This is a genomic window from Ruegeria sp. D6 (assembly GCF_056534365.1).
The window spans coordinates 1,336,613-1,354,166 of record NZ_JBQFPH010000001.1; the positions used below are offsets into that span (position 1 = coordinate 1,336,613).

Here is a 17,554-nt window from a genome sequence, read left to right on the forward strand (position 1 = left end):
TAGATATGTTTGTTATGGACCCCAGCTTGCCACAATCTGATTTTTTATCAATTGGTAAAATTTGCCAAATGGTCAAAAAATGAAAAATCCGGGCGGAATGGCCCGGATTCAGTCAGAAATTGCCTATTTTGTTGGCAGCGGTGGCTCAGACCATCCCACCCAGGTGGCCGGATTTGATCCAAACACGGGCTCCGCCCTCTGCTGCTACAGCAGCAAAGCGTGATCCAGGCGGCAAGCGCAACCAGTCCCAAGTGCCAAATTCTTCGCCCGCCTCGGCAAAGCCACCTTCGATAACAAAGACCTCAAACCCCTTATCGGCGTCCAATTCAATATGTTCGCCCGCGCCCCAGGTTTGCACCTGGACATCCTCATGCACGTTCTTGAACAAATCGATATCTCCGCCCCCGTTGATCGAGCGCCGAACCTCGGTGCGGTCGTCGGGGTCGAACTGATGCAATTTGACCAGAATAGTCGCGCCTTCGCTGGCCGAGGGTGTATGGGAGGACGTCGGGGGATTGCGTACATAGCTGCCGACAGGGAAATCTCCGGTTTCATCCTGGAACACTCCGTCCAGCACCAGATATTCCTCACCCCCGTCATGAGTATGCGACGAAAACGCGCTGCCGGGGGCAAAGCGCACGATGGTTGTGGCACGCGCCACTTCCTCGCCAATGCGGTCCAGCATCTTGCGTTCGACGCCAGCAGCCGGTGACGCGACCCATTCGGTCTGATCAAAGTGAACGGCGACCCGCTGTGTGAAATTTGCATTGACCCGCATATGCAATCCTCCTGCGTTGCTGTCACATTAGATGGGAGCACGAGCCGGATTTGCAAACCGGTCATGTTTGGGGTTTTGACGCCCTTCACAGCTTGTTGTACTTCCGGTTGAGGCAGCGGCCGAATACCGGCCCGATCAGAAAGCGCAACACGATGCAGGCAAGCCCGGCGACATTCAACATCCTCATCATCGGGCAAAACAACCGGCTGCAATACGAGGCTCTTTTGTTCGCTGCCTCGCTGCGCCACAGCTCACCAGGGTTCAAAGGTCGGCTGTTCGTCGGGGTGCCACAGCCCGGCCCTCTTTGGCCTCAGAACCCCAGCATTCAGGATGCCGAAGTTCTTGAAGCCCTGCAGCATCTGGGTGCCGAGATTCTGCCTTTTGAATCTCATGCTTTTGGCTCGAGCTATCCCAATGGCAACAAGATCGAAGCTTTGCTGGCGATGCCAGAGGGCGAGCCCTTTGCCTTTTTCGACTCCGACACTCTGATCACCGGCGAAATTTCCGACGTCCCGTTCGATTTCGAACAGCCCGGCGCCTCACTTCGGGTCGAGGGAACATGGCCCAAACCCACGCTCTACGGCCCAGGATATGAGGGTATCTGGCGCGCACTGTATGACCGGTTCGGGCTAGATTTCGAAAGCTCTCTCGATCCCAGCCAGCCCGAGGGCTATTGGCGGCGCTACCTGTATTTTAACGCCGGTTATTTCTTCTACAAATGCCCCCGCCAATTTGGTGAGCGGTTTATGGGCTATGCCCGCACCATTCGCGACGAGGAAATCCCCGAACTGACCGGGCAAGTTCTGAACCCGTGGCTAGATCAGATCGCCTTGCCGCTGGTCATCCATTCCTTCGGTGGCGGACGGGATGCCCTGCCCGAGGGCCTGCTGGATGGTCGGATCAGCTGCCACTATCGCCTGTTCCCGATGCTCTACGCCCGCGAAAGCGATCATGTGGTCGAGATATTGGAAACCGTCGTGGCCCCGAACAAGATCAAAAAAGTGCTCAAAGGCTATGATCCACTGAAGAAGCTGGTGATACAGCGCAAGGGTGCGAAGATCCGGGCATTGTTCGACCGAAACAACCTGCCCGCACGCGAACAGGTCATTCGCAAAACGATCAAGTCCAAGGGGCTTTGGCTGCGGTGACGCGGACATTGTGCCGGGCGAGCCAATGTCCTAGAGATTCAGCAACACACATTCCAACAGGAGATTTCCTCGATGTCTGACGGACCCACCTACGGTTTTGACACGCTGCAAATTCACGCCGGGGCCCGCCCCGACCCTGCCACAGGCGCGCGCCAGACACCGATCTACCAGACCACCGCTTATGTCTTCCGCGACGCTGACCACGCCGCCGCGCTGTTCAATCTGCAGGAAGTGGGGTTCATCTATTCCCGCCTGACCAACCCGACGGTTGCCGTGCTGCAGGAACGTGTGGCGACGCTTGAGGGCGGTGTTGGCGCGGTTTGCTGTTCTTCTGGCCACGCAGCACAGATCATGGCGCTGTTCCCGCTGATGGGACCGGGCTGCAACGTTATCGCATCGACCCGTCTGTACGGCGGCACGGTCACCCAATTCAGCCAGACGATCAAACGCTTTGGATGGTCGGCCAAGTTCGTCGACACCGACGATCTGGACGCCGTCAAGGACGCTATCGATGAGAACACCCGCGCGGTGTTCTGCGAATCCATCGCCAATCCGGGCGGCTATGTAACTGATATTCGCGCGCTGGCCGATGTGGCCGATGCCGCAGGAGTTCCGCTGATCGTCGATAACACCTCGGCCACGCCTTACCTCTGCCGTCCGATCGAACATGGCGCAACGCTGGTCGTGCATTCGACAACCAAGTATCTGACCGGGAACGGCACCGTCACAGGCGGATGTATCGTTGACTCGGGCAAGTTCGACTGGTCGGCAAATGATAAGTTCCCATCGCTCAGCCAACCTGAACCTGCCTATCACGGCCTGAAATTCCACGAGACCTTCGGCCCGCTCGCCTTTACATTCCACGGCATCGCGATCGGTCTACGCGATCTGGGCATGACGATGAACCCTCAGGCGGCGCACTACACGCTGATGGGGATAGAAACGCTATCGCTACGGATGGAGCGCCATGTCGAAAACGCGCAGAAAATAGCAGCGTGGCTCGAGGCAGACGACCGTGTGGATTACGTGACATATGCTGGCCTGCCATCCTCGCCCTATAGCGACAGGGTAAAAAAGCACTACCCGCGCGGCGCGGGTGCCCTGTTCACTTTTGCGGTCAAGGGCGGCTATGACGCCTGCGTAAAGCTGGTGAACGCGCTTGAGATCTTCAGCCACGTGGCCAACCTTGGCGACGCACGGTCGCTGATCATCCACTCGGCCTCGACGACCCACCGTCAGTTGACGCCCGAGCAGCAGGAAGCTGCAGGCGCAGGCCCTGGAGTGGTCCGCGTATCCATCGGGATCGAGGATGCAGACGATCTGATCGCTGATCTCGATCAGGCTCTGTCCAAAGCCAGCGCCTGATCCGATGACCGGGCACAACACAAATGAACTGGGTCAACCCATCGGTTTTTCGGTCACGGGCGAGTTTCCTCGCCCCACGCCACCTTACACACCGATGCAGGGCCGGTTCTGTTCCGTTGTGCCATTGGATGTAAACAGGCACGCGCCCGGCTTGTACCGGGCGTTTGCCAATGACATGGACGGCCACAATTGGACTTATCTGCCCTACGGCCCGTTCGACTCTGAGGCGGATTTCACCGCATGGGCGCAGTCAAACTGCATGGATGCGGACCCGATGTTCCATACGGTGCTCGACGCGGATGAGGTACCCGTGGGGATGGCCTCATACCTTCGGGTCGAACCAGCAGCGGGTTCAATCGAGGTAGGCCATATCCACTTCTCTCCCCTGCTCCAGCGCAAACCGCAATCGACCGAGGTTATGTATCTGATGATGCGCCGTGTGTTCGATGAGCTTGGTTATCGCCGCTATGAATGGAAATGCGACGCCCTGAACGCGCCATCAAAACGCGCAGCTGAACGTTTGGGTTTCACGTTCGAGGGCGTCTTCCGGCAGGCGACCCATTACAAAGGGCGCAACCGGGATACGGCGTGGTTTTCGATTATCGACAGCGAGTGGCCGCGCATTCGCGCGGCATTCGAGAACTGGCTTGCGCCGGGGAATTTCGATGCATCGGGCCGGCAGCGCCAACCGCTGCAAGCCCGGGTTGGATCGTAGATTACTCCGCGATTTCGAACTCCATCGCGATATTGACCGAAACGGAAATCTCTCCGCCTGCGACCGGCACGCCACCGGCGTCCGACATAGCCATCTCGCGCATCTGAGCCATCGGGCGAACACCTCCGCCGTGGTCGTTGATCGATAGGACTGGACCCAGCGTAACCCCGGACGCCTGCGCCAGTTGCTGCGCCTTCTCGGTCGCATCTGCCACAGCTTTGGCCCGTGCTTCAGCCTCAAGCGGTTTGGGCTCTTGCACGCCAAAGCTCAGACCGCCGAAATCATTCGCACCATCCTTGATGACCGCATCCATGATCTGGCCCAGATTATCCAGATCCCGCACGCGTACCGAAACGCGGTTGGACGCGGTGAACCCAGTGATCTTGGGTGGCTCATTGCTGGAATTGCTGCGCCCCGACCAGACCGGTGAAAGCGAAAGATCGCGCGTCTGAACATCGCGCGCCTCCAGTCCCATTTCGTCCAGTCGTTTGAGGATCTGCGTCACCGCATCCGAGGTCGCCTGCATCGCTACCGATGCCTGCGCATCCTGATTGGTCACGCCCAGCGTTATCGTTGCCATATCGGGTGCAACCAGAGCCGTACCCGTCCCGCTGACCGAGATGCGACGTTCTTCCGCATGGGCGGGCAGCGTCGCGGTGGCAGCGGCCATGGCGGCCAAAAAAGCAAGTGTCTTCAAGATGATCCCTCCTTGATGCTTGCCCTCAAGATGGGTGGTCAGGCCCGTACACGGCAAGGGGGAAACGTGCCTTTTTCTTTCCCTCGGCGAGTTCCTGCTCTAATCTCGGCGGGCAGACATCTAAGCGTTTGCATAAAAGCCGACAATTATGGTTCATCGCGATTATGAAACCCGCCTTTGCGCTGTCATTTTCTGAAAACGGCATTTCCTTGCATCATCAGTCGGATGGAGACTGGTACTGCATTGGAACCGTTCCGTTAGATGCGTCGGATTTCGCGGACCAGATGCAGGCCCTTCGGGATCAGGGATTCGCGCTGGAAAATGACCTGAGTTGCAAGCTTGTGATTCCATCCGATCAGGTGCGCCTCTTGGTTGTCGACACCGATGGTTTGGACACCGAAGCAGCGGCGAAAAAGGTCAAGGATACGTTGGCCGCAGCCACGCCCTATGAGCTATCAGAGCTGGCTTATGTCGCGGGCGACGTGGGGACTGAGACCCCGGTTGCCGCTGTGGCCCAGCAAACGCTGGACGAAGCCAGCGCATTTGCCACCGATCATGGCTTTATCCCCGAGGCATTCTGGGTCAGCGCAACCGGCAACGATACTTTGGACGCGCCATTTCTGGAACTGCCGATCATTGTGGATGAGGACGCTGTGATTGCGGCCCCCAAACCCGTTGATACGCCGGACATACCGGTTCACGCCATCGCTGAAGATGCAGCCCCCCCTGCATTTGAGCCTGCTACCAAAGCACTGCCCTCGTCTGCCAAGACAGGAACGGATCTGAAACGCTTTGCAATTCCTGCGATCGCAGCGTCGGTTGTGGTTGGAATGTTGCTGGGTGTCTGGTCTTACAACAGCTCTGACCCCGAAATTGTCGAAGTGGCCGAACCGTTAGAGCCCGAGCTGCAGCCAGAGCCAGAAACTGTAACTGCAGAACCGCAGGCACAACCCGAACCTCAGGAAACCGAGATCGCAAGCCTCCCACAAGAACCTGAAGTGGCAGAGGAAGAACCGGTGCTCACCCCCACGGACGAGGCCATTCTCGAAGCACTGAAGATTGAACCGGAGCCGGTCGAAGACATCGCTGATCTGCCAGAGAGCAGAACCGAGTTTCGTGAGTTTACCGGCACCGCCCCTGTTGAACCTTCAGATCTGGAGCCAGCGCCTGTGGCTGGCGTGGATAATCAATATCTCACATCGGTCGATCGCTCGGACCTGTCGACCGATTCCGTCGCACTACCCGAACTTGCCAGCCTCGACACAGATGCGTCTTTTGAGTCGATCTCTTTGCCAGGCCAAGCGGGGCAGCGGTTCAACCTGGATGAACGCGGACTTGTGACGCCAAGTGCCGAAGGCACGCTGAACCCGGCCGGCGTGATGGTTTATCTGGGTCGTCCCGCATCCGTGCCCCCCGAACCCCCAACCAGGTTCGAAACAGAACCCGTTGTCATAGAAGAGGTCGATGATAGACTCGCAGCGTTTCGCCCACGGCCACGCCCGGAAAATCTGGTGGATCAATTCGAACGCCAGCAACTTGGCGGTCGATCCCGGCAAGAGCTGGCCTCGGTCCGGCCTAAGCTGCGGCCCGAGTCTCTGCAAACCCCTCCGCAGGTCGATGAAACCCCGACTGCGCTGGCTGTTGTACGGGTACCCCGTCCAAAAATCAGGCCTGCCAGCATCACGGCGCGCGCGACACGGCAACCTAGTTCTGGGAGTGCAGCGCTGGCCTCGACCGCAAATGTGGCCAGTAATGCCGATGAAGTTGGTTCGTTCCAACCCAGAACGGTCAATCCCAAAATTCCGTCTTCCGCGTCAGTTGCGCGACAAGCAACCATCGACAACGCGATTAACCTGCGCAAGTTGAACCTAATCGGCGTGTACGGCACCCCGGCAAACCGCCGTGCTTTGGTCCGCCTGCCCAGCGGACGCTACAAAAAGCTGAAGGTGGGCGATCGCATCGACGGAGGTAATGTCATCGCAATCGGCGACAGCGAGTTGCGCTATCAGAAGCGCGGCAAGAACATCACGCTCAAGATGCCGCGCGGGTAAAGAAAAAGCGCCATGTCGGTCAGACACGGCGCTCGGTTGATTTCATTGATTCATGTTTAGGCTGCCGAGATTTCACCCGACTCGATCTGCTCGCGTTCGATCGATTCAAACAGGGCTTTGAAATTGCCCTCACCAAACCCGTCATCCCCTTTACGCTGAATGAACTCAAAGAAGATCGGGCCAATGACTGTTTTCGAAAAGATCTGCAGCAGAATCTTGGTCTCACCGCCATCAACTACACCTTCGCCGTCGATCAGAATGCCGTGCTTCATCATCCGATGCTTGGGCTCATCATGGCCGGACACACGGTCGTAAGACATGTCATAATAGGCCTCGTTCGGACCGGGCATGAACTTCAGACCCTTCTCGGCAATGGCATCGGTCGAGGCGTAGATGTCGTCGCTGCCCACCGCGATATGCTGGATGCCTTCGCCATTGTACTTCTTCAGGTAGGAGACGATCTGTCCGGTCTCTCCACGATCTTCATTGATCGGAATGCGGATGCGACCACAAGGTGAAGTCAACGCGCGACTGTAAAGCCCGGTGAACTTACCTTGAATGTCGAAAAAGCGGATTTCACGGAAGTTGAACAGGTCGCCATAGAATTTGAACCACTTGTCCATGTTGCCCTTGAACACGTTGTGGGTCAGGTGATCGAGATAGTAGAACCCATCGCCGCGCGGTTTTGACTGCTCCAGCCATTCAAATTCCTCGTTGTAGGGCGAGGTGTCATAATACTGATCGATGAAGTAGATCAGCGAACCACCAATGCCCTTGATCGCCGGAACGTTCATGGTCTTGTCTGCGCCATCATAAGGCTCAGCCCCTTTGGCGATCGCGTGCTCATAAGCCTTCTGAGCATCAACAACGCGCCAGCCCATGGCAGGGGCGCAGGGGCCGTGCTCGGCCACGAATTTGGCTGCAAAACTATCAGGATCCGCGTTCAGGATGTAGGTTACATCACCCTGTTGCCAAAGCTCGACCTTGGGGGTGTTGCGGTGATAGCCGACATAGTCGAAGCCCATTCGCGCAAACAGGTCTCGCAGCTCTTGCGGCTCGGGGTGTGCGAATTCAACAAACTCAAACCCGTCGGTACCGGCTGGGTTTTCTTCGCTGATGACAGATTTCGGGGCGTTATGCGGGAAAGGACCCATGGCGCGTCTCCTCGGAAAACAGGAATTTCTTTGCTGATTCAAAAATACGCCTTAATGAGTGCTGTTTCTGCGCATTGTTTTCGTATAAACTAAGTTTAGATGCGTACTTTCCGCATATTGATTGCAAATTTTGAGGAAACGCCGCACGTGCTGGATCGGATTGATATCGGAATACTCGCAGCTTTGCAGCGCGACGCGCATCTGACGTCGCAGCAATTGGGTGATGTGCTGAATCTATCCGCCAGTCAGGCGGGCCGTCGCCGACAGCGCCTTGAGGCCGAGGGTTACATCACTGGGTACACCGCACGACTGGACCCGCTGAGGCTGGGGCTACGGGTTCAGGGGTTCATTCAGGTGCATCTGGGCACTCATGGTCCCGAACAATCCGCAGGCTTCGCCCGCATGGTCAACACCCGCCCCGAGATCACCAGCGCCTGGACGATGACAGGTGAGGCAGATTATCTGCTTCACGTCTATTGTGACGACTTATCCGCACTCAATACCTTGCTTCACGAAGTGATCCTGCCGCATCCTGCAGTTGCACGGGTGCAAAGCCAGATCGTGATGGACCAATTGAAACGCGACGCGCCGCTCCCGACCTGAGCGGATTTAAGAGGACAATAATGAACGAGTTCCTTTATCAGGCATCGATCTATCTGGCAGCTGCGGTGATCGCGGTGCCGCTTTCCGCCCGTTTGGGTCTGGGATCGGTGCTGGGTTATCTGGCCGCAGGCATCGCGATTGGTCCCATTTTGGGCCTTGTCGGGGCCGAGACGGAAAGCCTGCAGCATGTGGCCGAATTCGGCGTCGTGATGATGCTGTTCCTGATCGGGCTCGAGCTTGAGCCCCGTGCCTTGTGGGATATGCGGGACAAATTGTTAGGCTTGGGCGGGCTGCAGGTCGGCCTGTCGACCGCAGCAATCGCAGCTGTGGCGTTTTATGCTGGTCATCAATGGTCGGTGGCGCTGGCGGTTGGATTAACCTTGTCACTTTCTTCCACGGCAATCGTGCTGCAGACCCTGTCCGAAAAGGGCCTGATGCAAACCAACGGAGGTCGAGCAACCTTCTCGGTCCTGCTGACGCAGGACATTGCCGTAATCCCGATCCTAGCTTTTCTGCCGCTGCTTGCCCTGCCCGCAAGTATCCATATCGAAGATGACGGCTCCATCAGCCGTGGCGTAGGCATAGCCAAAGACGCGGACTATCACGCCAAACTCTCGCTGGTCGAAGGACTGCCCGGCTGGGCCGTTACGCTTGTCACCATTGGCGCCGTCGCGTTTGTCGTATTGGCCGGCATCTACCTGACCCGCCCACTGTTCCGTTTCATCCACGCCACCCACCTGCGCGAGATGTATACGGCACTGGCGCTAATGATCGTGGTCGGCATCTCGTTCCTGATGACCCTTGTGGGCCTGTCGCCCGCTCTTGGCGCGTTTCTCGCCGGAGTGGTTCTGGCCAGTTCGGAGTTCCGACACGAAATGGAAAGCGACCTTGAGCCGTTCAAGGGGCTGTTGCTGGGCCTGTTCTTCATCACCGTGGGCGCTGGGATCGATATCGGGTATTTCTTCGCCGACCCGTTTGACCTGATCGGTTTGGCCTTGCTGGTCATACTGGCCAAGGGGATCATCCTGTTCATCGTCGGGCGCGCCTTCAAGCTGCGCGGGCGCGATCACTGGCTGTTCACGCTGGGTTTGGCCCAGGCCGGCGAATTCGGCTTTGTCTTGTTGGCGTTTTCTACGCAGCAGAACGTGATTCCACCGGGTTTGTCGCAAAAACTGTTGATGATCATTGCGCTGACCATGTTGATCACACCGCTTCTGTTTATCGTCTACGACGTACTTTCGCGCTTTCTCGGCGAGAGCAATCCGCAGGTTGAACCCGATCAGATCGACGAAAAAGGCCCTGTCATCATCGCCGGGATCGGTCGCTTTGGGCAGATCGTCAACCGGCTGGTACAGGCAAGCGGGTTTAAAACAGTTGTTCTGGACCACGATATCGAAACGATCCAGCTGATGCGACGGTTCGGTGTCAAAGGCTTCCTTGGCGACCCCACTCGCCCCGAATTGCTGCGCGCTGCTGGAATCGAAAAGGCAGCGGTCCTTGTCGCGGCCATGGATGACTACAAACAGGTCACACGTCTCGTCGGATATGCCCGCCGCCAGCGGCCCGATCTGCACATCATCGCCCGCGCCCGCGACCGCAACCACGTCTATGAACTCTATCAGGCCGGGGCCAACGACATTGTCCGCGAGATGTTCGACGGATCGCTACGCGCGGGCCGCTATGTTTTGGAGAATATCGGCCTCAGTGAATACGAGGCCGCACAGGCCGAACAGACCTTCTATCACCACGACCGGGGATCGGTGCGCGAGCTTGCAGAACTGTGGATCCCCGGCATGCCGACAGCCGAAAACAAGAAATACATCGAGCGTGCGCGGCAACTGGAAAAAGATCTGGAAACCGCGCTGCTGGAACTGGCCGAGGAACACGCCAAGAAGTCGGCTTAACCGGCCGACACACCCGCTTCAGCGAATGTCGCCATGCCGGAATGGCAAGCAACCGCGCTTTTCAGAATATTGATCGCCAACGCTCCGCCCGAGCCTTCGCCCAGGCGCAGGCCGAGGGTCAGCAATGGCTCCTTGCCGAGCTTGCCCAGCATCGCGGCATGCGCGCCCTCGGCGCTTTGGTGGCCCGCGATGGTGTGATCCAGCGCTGTTTCCGAAATCTGCGCCAGACAGGCTGCAGCTGCGGTGCAGATGAATCCATCCAGAATGACCGGTATCCGCAATACGCGCGCGGCGGCTATCGCACCAGCCATAGCCGCAATCTCGCGTCCGCCAAGGCACCTTAGAATATGAAGTCCATCGCCCTGACCATGCAGAGCGACGCCTTCCGCAACAACCCTGGTTTTGTTCGCCAGACCTGCATCATCCACACCGGTCCCGCGGCCAGTCCAGTCGGCAGCATCCCCGCCAAATAGCGCGCAAGCGATGGCGGCAGCCGGCGTGGTATTTCCGATCCCCATCTCTCCAACAACCAGCAGATCGGCCTGCGGATCAACCGCCTGCCATCCTGTGCGCAGTGCGCTTAGAAATTCCTCTTCGCTCATCGCGGGGGCATGGGTAAAATCTGCGGTCGGACGGTCCAGCTCCAGCGCGTGCACGTCCATCTTAGCGCCCGCAGCCTTTGCCAACTGGTTGATCGCCGCGCCGCCATGTTCGAAATTCATGACCATCTGCACCGTCACTTCGGGCGGGAACGCCGAGACACCTTGAGCAGTTACGCCATGGTTGCCAGCAAACACGATGACCTGCGGCGCATCGATCCGAGGCCGCGCATCCCCGCGCCAACCTGCATACCAGATCGCCAGATCCTCAAGCCGCCCCAACGCGCCGGGCGGTTTGGTTAGTTGACCGTTGCGCTCTTCCGCGCCCTGCTTGGCAGCGGTGTCCGGACCGGGTGCGCCGGTCAGCGCATTGCGGAAACTGTTCAGGTCATTGAGTTCGGGCAGCATGGAAAGCCTCGTTGCATCAGAGTGGTTGTGTGTGTTTAACCAATGCTGGCAAAGCAACAAGACCCGGAAAGGCCTGGGAGTGACCAAAAACGACACCGCCCCGTTTTCCCTGTGGGATATCCCGCTGGCTCTGGTCCTTTTGACGCGCCTGCCCCTGCCACGCCTGCCCGATCAAGCGTTCACCCGCCAGTCGCGTGCGGCTTGGGCCTATCCCCTTGCCGGGCTTGTTGTGGGGGCGCTGGCTTGCGGCGTCGCCTGGATTGCAATCTGGGCGCAGCTGCCAACCCTTGCCACCGCCGCCCTGCTGGTCGCCACGTTGATCATCGCAACCGGAGCGATGCACGAAGACGGGCTGGCCGATACGGCCGACGGGCTTTGGGGCGGCTTCACAACCGAACGTCGACTGGAGATCATGAAGGACAGCCATATCGGTACTTACGGCGTACTGGCCCTGTTGCTGGGCCAACTGCTTCGAATTGCTGCTGTTATGGCACTGATCGGTGCGGGTCTGTTGACGGGCATATTGGCCGCCTGCCTGTTCTCACGCGCCATGATGCCCGTGCTGATGCGCGCGCTACCCTACGCTCGCAAATCGGGGCTGAGCCATTCGGTTGGTGCGCCCCCCTTGTCTGCGGTGCTGGCGGGTATCGTGTTGGCTATCGTCCTGTCGCTATTGCTGCTGGGTGGACCAGCCATCACGCCGATGCTCTGCGCCCTGCTTGCAGCGGCTTTTGTCGCTCGCATCGCCAAGACCAAGATCGGTGGCCAAACCGGTGATATTCTGGGGGCCACGCAGCAGGTCTCGGAAATCATCTTCCTCCTGGCGCTAACAGCCTCAATCTAAGACGCCCCACCGGTTTCAATGCGCAGCGTCGCGCCACAGTGTTTGCAATGCACAGCATCCGGATCGTGCCGGAACAGGCCGCAGCTTGGGCATTTGTAGCGCACTTTCTGCGGCATGAAGATCGCCTGCGCCAGACGGACAAACAACGCCACGCCAACAACCATGATGAAAACGGAAAACAGCTTTCCCGCTGGTGTGCCCAGCGTGATATCTCCGAACCCCGTTGTCGTCAGGGTCGCCATAGTGAAATAAAGTGCGTCGATATAGGGGGTCTGCGCATCTTCGGGGACGAAAAAGACCAGTACTGCAGTCGAGGTTGCAAAAACAAAGACCATCAGATTGATCGCCGCAATCACCGCGTCCTCGTGGGTTCGGAAGAAAGGACTATCTCGGCGCAAATCCCGCAGCAGATGATAGGAATGGATCAGCCGCAACGCGCGCAATATCCGAAGAAACGCGAGATTGCCGGTCAGGAACGGGTCAAGCAGCAGCGACACGATCACAACGATGTCTGCCATCGTGTAAATCTGGCGCAGCAGTTTCCAGCGGTCTTTGGAAATCCACATCCGCGCGCAGAAATCCATTAGGATGATCAGCCCGACACCCAAACTTGCCGCCGTCAGCCCAGGCCCATGCGGGATATTCGCCGTGGAGACAAAAAAGATGATCGAGGCGATATCGAACAGGATCAGCCCATAGCGAAACCAGACCGAGACCGGCTCGTGGCTGATGTAGAGAAACTTGACAGTTTGCTTCATCATGTCCCCGTATCTTCCTGCAGTTACAGAAAAATACCCGACACACACCACAAGACCAAGCGCCTAGTCACGAAAAAGGGCCGCCCCGGATATCGGGACGACCCTTAAATTGGCTTGAACGCGATCAGGCTGCGCGTGAGGTCAGAACCTCATCGACCTGTTTGGCAGCCGAAATCTCATCGGCGCCAGAAACTGCGGCCACTTCGCGTGTCAGACGTTCCAGCGCGGCTTCGTACAGCTGACGTTCGGAATAACTCTGCTCGCGCTGGTCGTCGGTGCGGTGCAGGTCGCGGACCACTTCGGCGATCGAGATCAGGTCACCCGAGTTGATCTTTTGCTCGTATTCCTGCGCCCGGCGCGACCACATGGCACGCTTGACCTTGGCTTTGCCCTTCAGCGTCTTCATTGCCTGGCTGATCACATCCGGTGAGCTGAGCGACCGAAGCCCCGATTCAGTGACCTTGTTAGTCGGCACGCGCAGGGTCATTTTGTCTTTTTCAAAAGAAATCACGAACAGCTCAAGCGAGAAGCCCGCAACTTCCTGCTCTTCGATTGACACGATCTGACCTACGCCATGAGCCGGGTAGACGACATAATCGTTCGGGCGGAACTCAAGCTTTTTCGATTTCGACATTCATATTCATCCTTCATTACTGATCGGGATATGAGACGACAAAAGCACCACAGCCGAGGCCCTGCATGGCCCCGTCAGGCGGCTTATTTGTCAAAAATTCAGAACTCCAAAGCGAGCATACTTACGGAGCACATCCCAATCACAGTCATCATTCGGTCCTAAGTATATCACAAATTTGCGACACTCAAAAGACCGCGCCGAGGTAAATGGGAAATTCCCTTTCTACCTCAACTAATTAATGCACAGATTGATGCCAAATGAACGGTAACCGGCTGCCGAATCGGTCAACCGCCCTCGCCTGGGGCTTCCGAGAAATATTTCTCCATCTTGCCTTCTTCGCCGTCGCGTTCCTCGGCCTCGGGTAAGGGGTCTTTTTTGGTCACGATCACCGGCCACATTTCCGAGTATTTCCGGTTGAACTCGACCCACTGCTCCATCCCCGGCTCGGTATCGGGGCGGATGGCGTCGGCGGGGCATTCGGGTTCGCAGACACCGCAGTCAATGCATTCGTCGGGGTGAATGACCAATGTGTTTTCACCTTCGTAGAAACAATCCACCGGACAAACCTCGACACAGTCGGTGTATTTGCAGCCAATGCAGTTTTCGGTGACAACGTAGGTCATGTTGGATTTCCCGTTTGCGCTTTGGCGACTAGCTAATCCAGTCTGACCGCCGCTTCAAGGTCAGATCACCCCTTTGGGATGCGAGAAAGATCAAGCGCGCGTCTTTCTTTCTTGGTTGGACGACCTTTTCCCTCAAACGCAGGATTCTTGGGCGATACGTCCTGCTTTTCGGTCATATCGAAGTACAAAGCTTGCGCCTCGGGGGCCGGGCCGCGACGCACGCCAAGCGCTTCGATACGTACAACCCGAACAATACGCCCCTGCGGAAAGGTCAGGACATCTCCGGGTGCCACGGCTTGCGCCGGTTTCAGCACCCGATTTCCGTTCAGACGCACATGGCCGCCGCTGACCTGTTTGGCGGCCAGGCTACGGGTCTTGAAGAACCGCGCCTGCCACAACCATTTGTCGATCCGCAGCTTGGCCTCGGCCATCGCGGATCAGTTGCCGTCCTTCAGACCCATCAACGCTACCGCAAACGGGTTATCGGGATCGATTGCCTTTTCCTTTTTGGGTGGCCGTGACGAGAAGGTCTTGGCGCCCTGAGGCTTGCCCCCCTTCTTGCCATGCGGCTTGCCCTGAGGTTTACCACGCGGCTTGCCCTTGCCCTGCCCCTGCTCGCGACGCGGACCACGGTTTTGCTGACGTTGGCGCCCCCAAGTGAAGGTGTAGAACACCTCAATTTCGGGCTCATCCAATTTGGACTCTGCTGATTTCTCAGTGGCCGTAACCTCTGCTGCCGCCTCGGTGCTTTCGGAGGCTTCGGCTGACGCCTCGGCAGTTATACCGACGTCATCCGCTTCGGCATTTGCGGTCGGTGTCTCATCGACGACAGGTTGTTCCTCGGCTTCCGCCACAGGCTGCTCCGTCGGGACCGGCTTGGCCTTCTCACGTTCGCCGCGTTCGGCCTTGTAACCCAGTCCCTGCATCAGGTCTGCAAACTGTTCCAAGGTCATGCCGGTAATCGACAACATGTCGGGTTTGGCTTCGAACCCACCGCGGCTATCCTCGGACCGCAGCATGTCGGCCAACCGTTCCAGCATATCGATCCGGATCGAGCGTTCGCCCGCATCGCGGTAGCCGCACATGGTGTCATAGCCCTGCGGCGCGTCCTTGGCGACCGGAACGGTAACCAGACCCGGAGGTGGTGCTTCGGGGAACTCCTGCAAGCCACCGGACAATGCCCATAGTACCAGACGCAGGCGCGTTGGCGCGGGTTTCAGCAGCAGCGGCATGAAGATGGTGAATTGACCGAACCGGATGCCATGTTTACGCAGCGCACCACGGGCGTCCTGATCCAGATCCTTGACCTCTTGCGCAACCTGCACACGGGGCAGCACGCCCAACGACTCGACCATACGGAAGGCAAAGCCCTTCGCCAGGCCCGTCAATTCTTCATCCCGCGACAGGTTCAGCAGCGGCTCGAACAGGGCTGCCACTTTGCGGTCGATGAAATGCTGCAGGCGGCGCTGAACCTTCTGTTCCACGTCCGGCCCGGCGGCCTCATCGACAAAAACCTCGACTACAGGCTTGAGAGGCTCGGCACCGGCAACAAGTTTGCCCACGGCATACTCGCCCCACATCAGGCCACCCTGATCGGTGAAATCAATTTCGGTATCGGGCGCATTGTAGAAGCGATCGGCACGCAGATGGAATTGCGGCGCGAGTGCTTGCAGAGAGGCTGACTTCAAGGCTTTCGCTTCAGTCCCCTGCGCGCTTTTGTCCGGGGTAAACCGGAACCCTTCCAGACGACCGACGAATTCGCCTTCGACGGTCACTTCACCCTTGTCATTTACTTCGGCCAAAAGGGCCTCCTTCTGTTTGAGCCGGCGCAGCAACACTGACGTGCGCCGGTCCACAAATCGCTGAGTCAAACGGTCGTGAAGAGCGTCCGACAGCCTGTCTTCTACAGTGCGCGTTTCCTCGCGCCAATGGGATTCGTCACGCACCCAACCGTTTCGTTGCGCAACATATGTCCAAGTGCGAATATATGCCAACCTTTTGGACAATGCATCAATGTCGCCATGGGTTTGGTCGATACGGCGGATTTGCCGCGCCATGAAATCATCGGGGATACTTCCGCGCTCATGCAGATGGCCATAGATCACCTCAAGCAGGCTGGCATGTTCGGCATGGCTGATGCCGCGAAAATCGGGGATTCTGCACACATCCCATAGCAAACGGATCGACGGTCCATCGCTGGCACGGGCAACAACTTCGGTGACTTGGGACAGAGATTTCAGGACGTTCAGATCGTCAGCTGGCCGCGCTTTGATCAGGTGCTCATTGTCTGGGCTGACCTCAAGCGAGTCGATTAGTGCGTCGATTGAGCCGAACCGCAAAGCGGCATTCCGCCAATTCAACTTTTTCATAGGCGTGAACCGGCTGTCCATAATGGCTTGGGCTACGCCCTCATCCAGCGGCGGAGCCTCGCCCGTCACACCAAACGTGCCATCCGACATTCCGCGCCCGGCCCGTCCTGCGATCTGGGCCAACTCGTTGGGGGCCAGAGGCCGCATTCGGCGGCCATCAAACTTGGTCAGAGATGAGAACGCCACATGGTTCACATCCAGGTTCAACCCCATACCGATGGCATCCGTAGCCACCAGATAATCAACCTCACCGTTTTGATAGAGGTCAACCTGCGCATTCCGCGTGCGAGGGCTGAGCGCCCCCATGACGACCGCAGCCCCGCCCTTTTGGCGACGAAGCAGCTCGGCGATGGCATAGACGTTATCGACCGAGAATCCGACGATCGCACTGCGCGCAGGCATTCGGCTGATCTTTTTCGAACCGGAATAGACCAGCTGAGACATCCGTTCACGCCGGATGAACTGCGCTTCGGGCACAAGGGCCGCGATGGGGCCGCGCATGGTGTCAGAGCCGAGAAACAGCGTTTCATTGGTGCCGCGCGACCGCAACAGGCGATCAGTAAAGACATGGCCGCGTTCGGGATCCACGCAAAGCTGAATTTCGTCAATCGCCACAAAATCAGTGCCCATGCCTTCTGGCATCGCCTCAACTGTACAGACCCAGTATTGTGTGCGCGGCGGTACGATCCGTTCCTCGCCTGTCACCAGCGCCACAACAGACGGACCGCGAATAGCGACAATCTTGTCATAGACCTCGCGCGCGAGCAGCCGCAGCGGCAGACCGATGACACCGGTCCGGTACCCCAGCATACGTTCAATCGCGTAGTGAGTTTTACCTGTGTTCGTCGGGCCAAGTACGGCCACGATTCGGGATGACCCGCTCACCTTTGCCCCCTGCGCCCTG

16 protein-coding genes are annotated in these 17,554 nt (G+C 58.1%); 7 read left to right on the top strand and 9 right to left on the bottom strand.

Annotation, left to right across the window (positions count from 1 at the left end; all coding sequences use genetic code 11):
- Positions 1-145 precede the first annotated feature (145 nt).
- Positions 146-778: a cupin domain-containing protein gene (locus ACR0A1_RS06640; protein WP_480613760.1), complete on the bottom strand. Its 633-nt coding sequence runs from the start codon at positions 776-778 to the stop codon at positions 146-148.
- Positions 779-930: 152 nt separating this feature from the next.
- Here ACR0A1_RS06640 and ACR0A1_RS06645 point away from each other — a divergent pair, with 152 nt between their 5' ends.
- The 3 genes from ACR0A1_RS06645 (at position 931) to ACR0A1_RS06655 (ending at position 4,006) form a co-directional block, all read left to right on the top strand.
- The gene (locus tag ACR0A1_RS06645) at positions 931-1,926 is read left to right on the top strand and encodes a hypothetical protein (protein WP_170817645.1); all 996 of its coding nucleotides are present in this window, start codon (positions 931-933) and stop codon (positions 1,924-1,926) included.
- A gap of 72 nt (positions 1,927-1,998) precedes the next feature.
- A complete protein-coding gene (locus ACR0A1_RS06650; RefSeq protein ID WP_170731916.1) occupies positions 1,999-3,291 on the top strand; it encodes an O-acetylhomoserine aminocarboxypropyltransferase/cysteine synthase family protein in 1,293 nt (430 codons plus the stop codon).
- A gap of 4 nt (positions 3,292-3,295) precedes the next feature.
- The gene (locus ACR0A1_RS06655) at positions 3,296-4,006 is read left to right on the top strand and encodes a GNAT family N-acetyltransferase (protein ID WP_170595914.1); all 711 of its coding nucleotides are present in this window, start codon (positions 3,296-3,298) and stop codon (positions 4,004-4,006) included.
- Between the two features lies 1 nt (position 4,007).
- Here ACR0A1_RS06655 and ACR0A1_RS06660 read toward each other — a convergent pair whose 3' ends face one another.
- Positions 4,008-4,703 carry an SIMPL domain-containing protein gene (locus tag ACR0A1_RS06660; RefSeq protein ID WP_170421149.1) on the bottom strand — a complete coding sequence of 232 codons (696 nt, stop codon included), beginning with the start codon at positions 4,701-4,703 and terminating at the stop codon, positions 4,008-4,010.
- A gap of 164 nt (positions 4,704-4,867) precedes the next feature.
- Between ACR0A1_RS06660 and ACR0A1_RS06665 the strand changes: the two genes are divergently transcribed.
- On the top strand, positions 4,868-6,754 hold the full coding sequence (locus ACR0A1_RS06665; protein ID WP_480866720.1) for a hypothetical protein: 1,887 nt from the start codon (positions 4,868-4,870) through the stop codon (positions 6,752-6,754).
- A 56-nt stretch (positions 6,755-6,810) separates the two neighbouring features.
- Here the strand turns inward: ACR0A1_RS06665 and hppD are convergent, their stop codons facing one another.
- Positions 6,811-7,908: a 4-hydroxyphenylpyruvate dioxygenase gene (hppD, locus tag ACR0A1_RS06670; protein ID WP_170393394.1), complete on the bottom strand. Its 1,098-nt coding sequence runs from the start codon at positions 7,906-7,908 to the stop codon at positions 6,811-6,813.
- A 147-nt stretch (positions 7,909-8,055) separates the two neighbouring features.
- Between hppD and ACR0A1_RS06675 the strand changes: the two genes are divergently transcribed.
- Entirely contained in the window at positions 8,056-8,511 is a 456-nt protein-coding gene (locus ACR0A1_RS06675; protein ID WP_480866722.1) for an Lrp/AsnC family transcriptional regulator, read from the top strand.
- Positions 8,512-8,531: 20 nt separating this feature from the next.
- Positions 8,532-10,415: a monovalent cation:proton antiporter-2 (CPA2) family protein gene (locus ACR0A1_RS06680; protein WP_170393396.1), complete on the top strand. Its 1,884-nt coding sequence runs from the start codon at positions 8,532-8,534 to the stop codon at positions 10,413-10,415.
- Here ACR0A1_RS06680 and cobT read toward each other — a convergent pair.
- Entirely contained in the window at positions 10,412-11,422 is a 1,011-nt protein-coding gene (gene cobT / locus ACR0A1_RS06685; protein ID WP_480866725.1) for a nicotinate-nucleotide--dimethylbenzimidazole phosphoribosyltransferase, read from the bottom strand. The genes ACR0A1_RS06680 and cobT overlap by 4 nt on opposite strands.
- Before the next feature lie 79 nt (positions 11,423-11,501).
- Here cobT and cobS point away from each other — a divergent pair, with 79 nt between their 5' ends.
- Positions 11,502-12,266, top strand: coding sequence for an adenosylcobinamide-GDP ribazoletransferase (gene cobS / locus ACR0A1_RS06690; RefSeq protein WP_480753587.1), 765 nt, complete (start codon positions 11,502-11,504; stop codon positions 12,264-12,266).
- Here the strand turns inward: cobS and ACR0A1_RS06695 are convergent.
- From ACR0A1_RS06695 to ACR0A1_RS06715, 5 genes are all read right to left on the bottom strand, one after another.
- Positions 12,263-13,024 carry an ion channel gene (locus ACR0A1_RS06695; RefSeq protein ID WP_170406404.1) on the bottom strand — a complete coding sequence of 254 codons (762 nt, stop codon included), beginning with the start codon at positions 13,022-13,024 and terminating at the stop codon, positions 12,263-12,265. The two genes, cobS and ACR0A1_RS06695, sit on opposite strands and share 4 nt — an antisense overlap.
- Positions 13,025-13,148: 124 nt before the next feature.
- On the bottom strand, positions 13,149-13,658 hold the full coding sequence (locus ACR0A1_RS06700; protein ID WP_010439402.1) for a CarD family transcriptional regulator: 510 nt from the start codon (positions 13,656-13,658) through the stop codon (positions 13,149-13,151).
- A 284-nt stretch (positions 13,659-13,942) separates the two neighbouring features.
- The gene (gene fdxA, locus ACR0A1_RS06705) at positions 13,943-14,281 is read right to left on the bottom strand and encodes a ferredoxin FdxA (protein WP_010439399.1); all 339 of its coding nucleotides are present in this window, start codon (positions 14,279-14,281) and stop codon (positions 13,943-13,945) included.
- Positions 14,282-14,346: 65 nt separating this feature from the next.
- The gene (locus ACR0A1_RS06710) at positions 14,347-14,712 is read right to left on the bottom strand and encodes an RNA-binding S4 domain-containing protein (protein WP_170393403.1); all 366 of its coding nucleotides are present in this window, start codon (positions 14,710-14,712) and stop codon (positions 14,347-14,349) included.
- Positions 14,713-14,718: 6 nt separating this feature from the next.
- Positions 14,719-17,535 carry a helicase-related protein gene (locus ACR0A1_RS06715; RefSeq protein ID WP_480866728.1) on the bottom strand — a complete coding sequence of 939 codons (2,817 nt, stop codon included), beginning with the start codon at positions 17,533-17,535 and terminating at the stop codon, positions 14,719-14,721.
- Positions 17,536-17,554 lie beyond the last annotated feature (19 nt).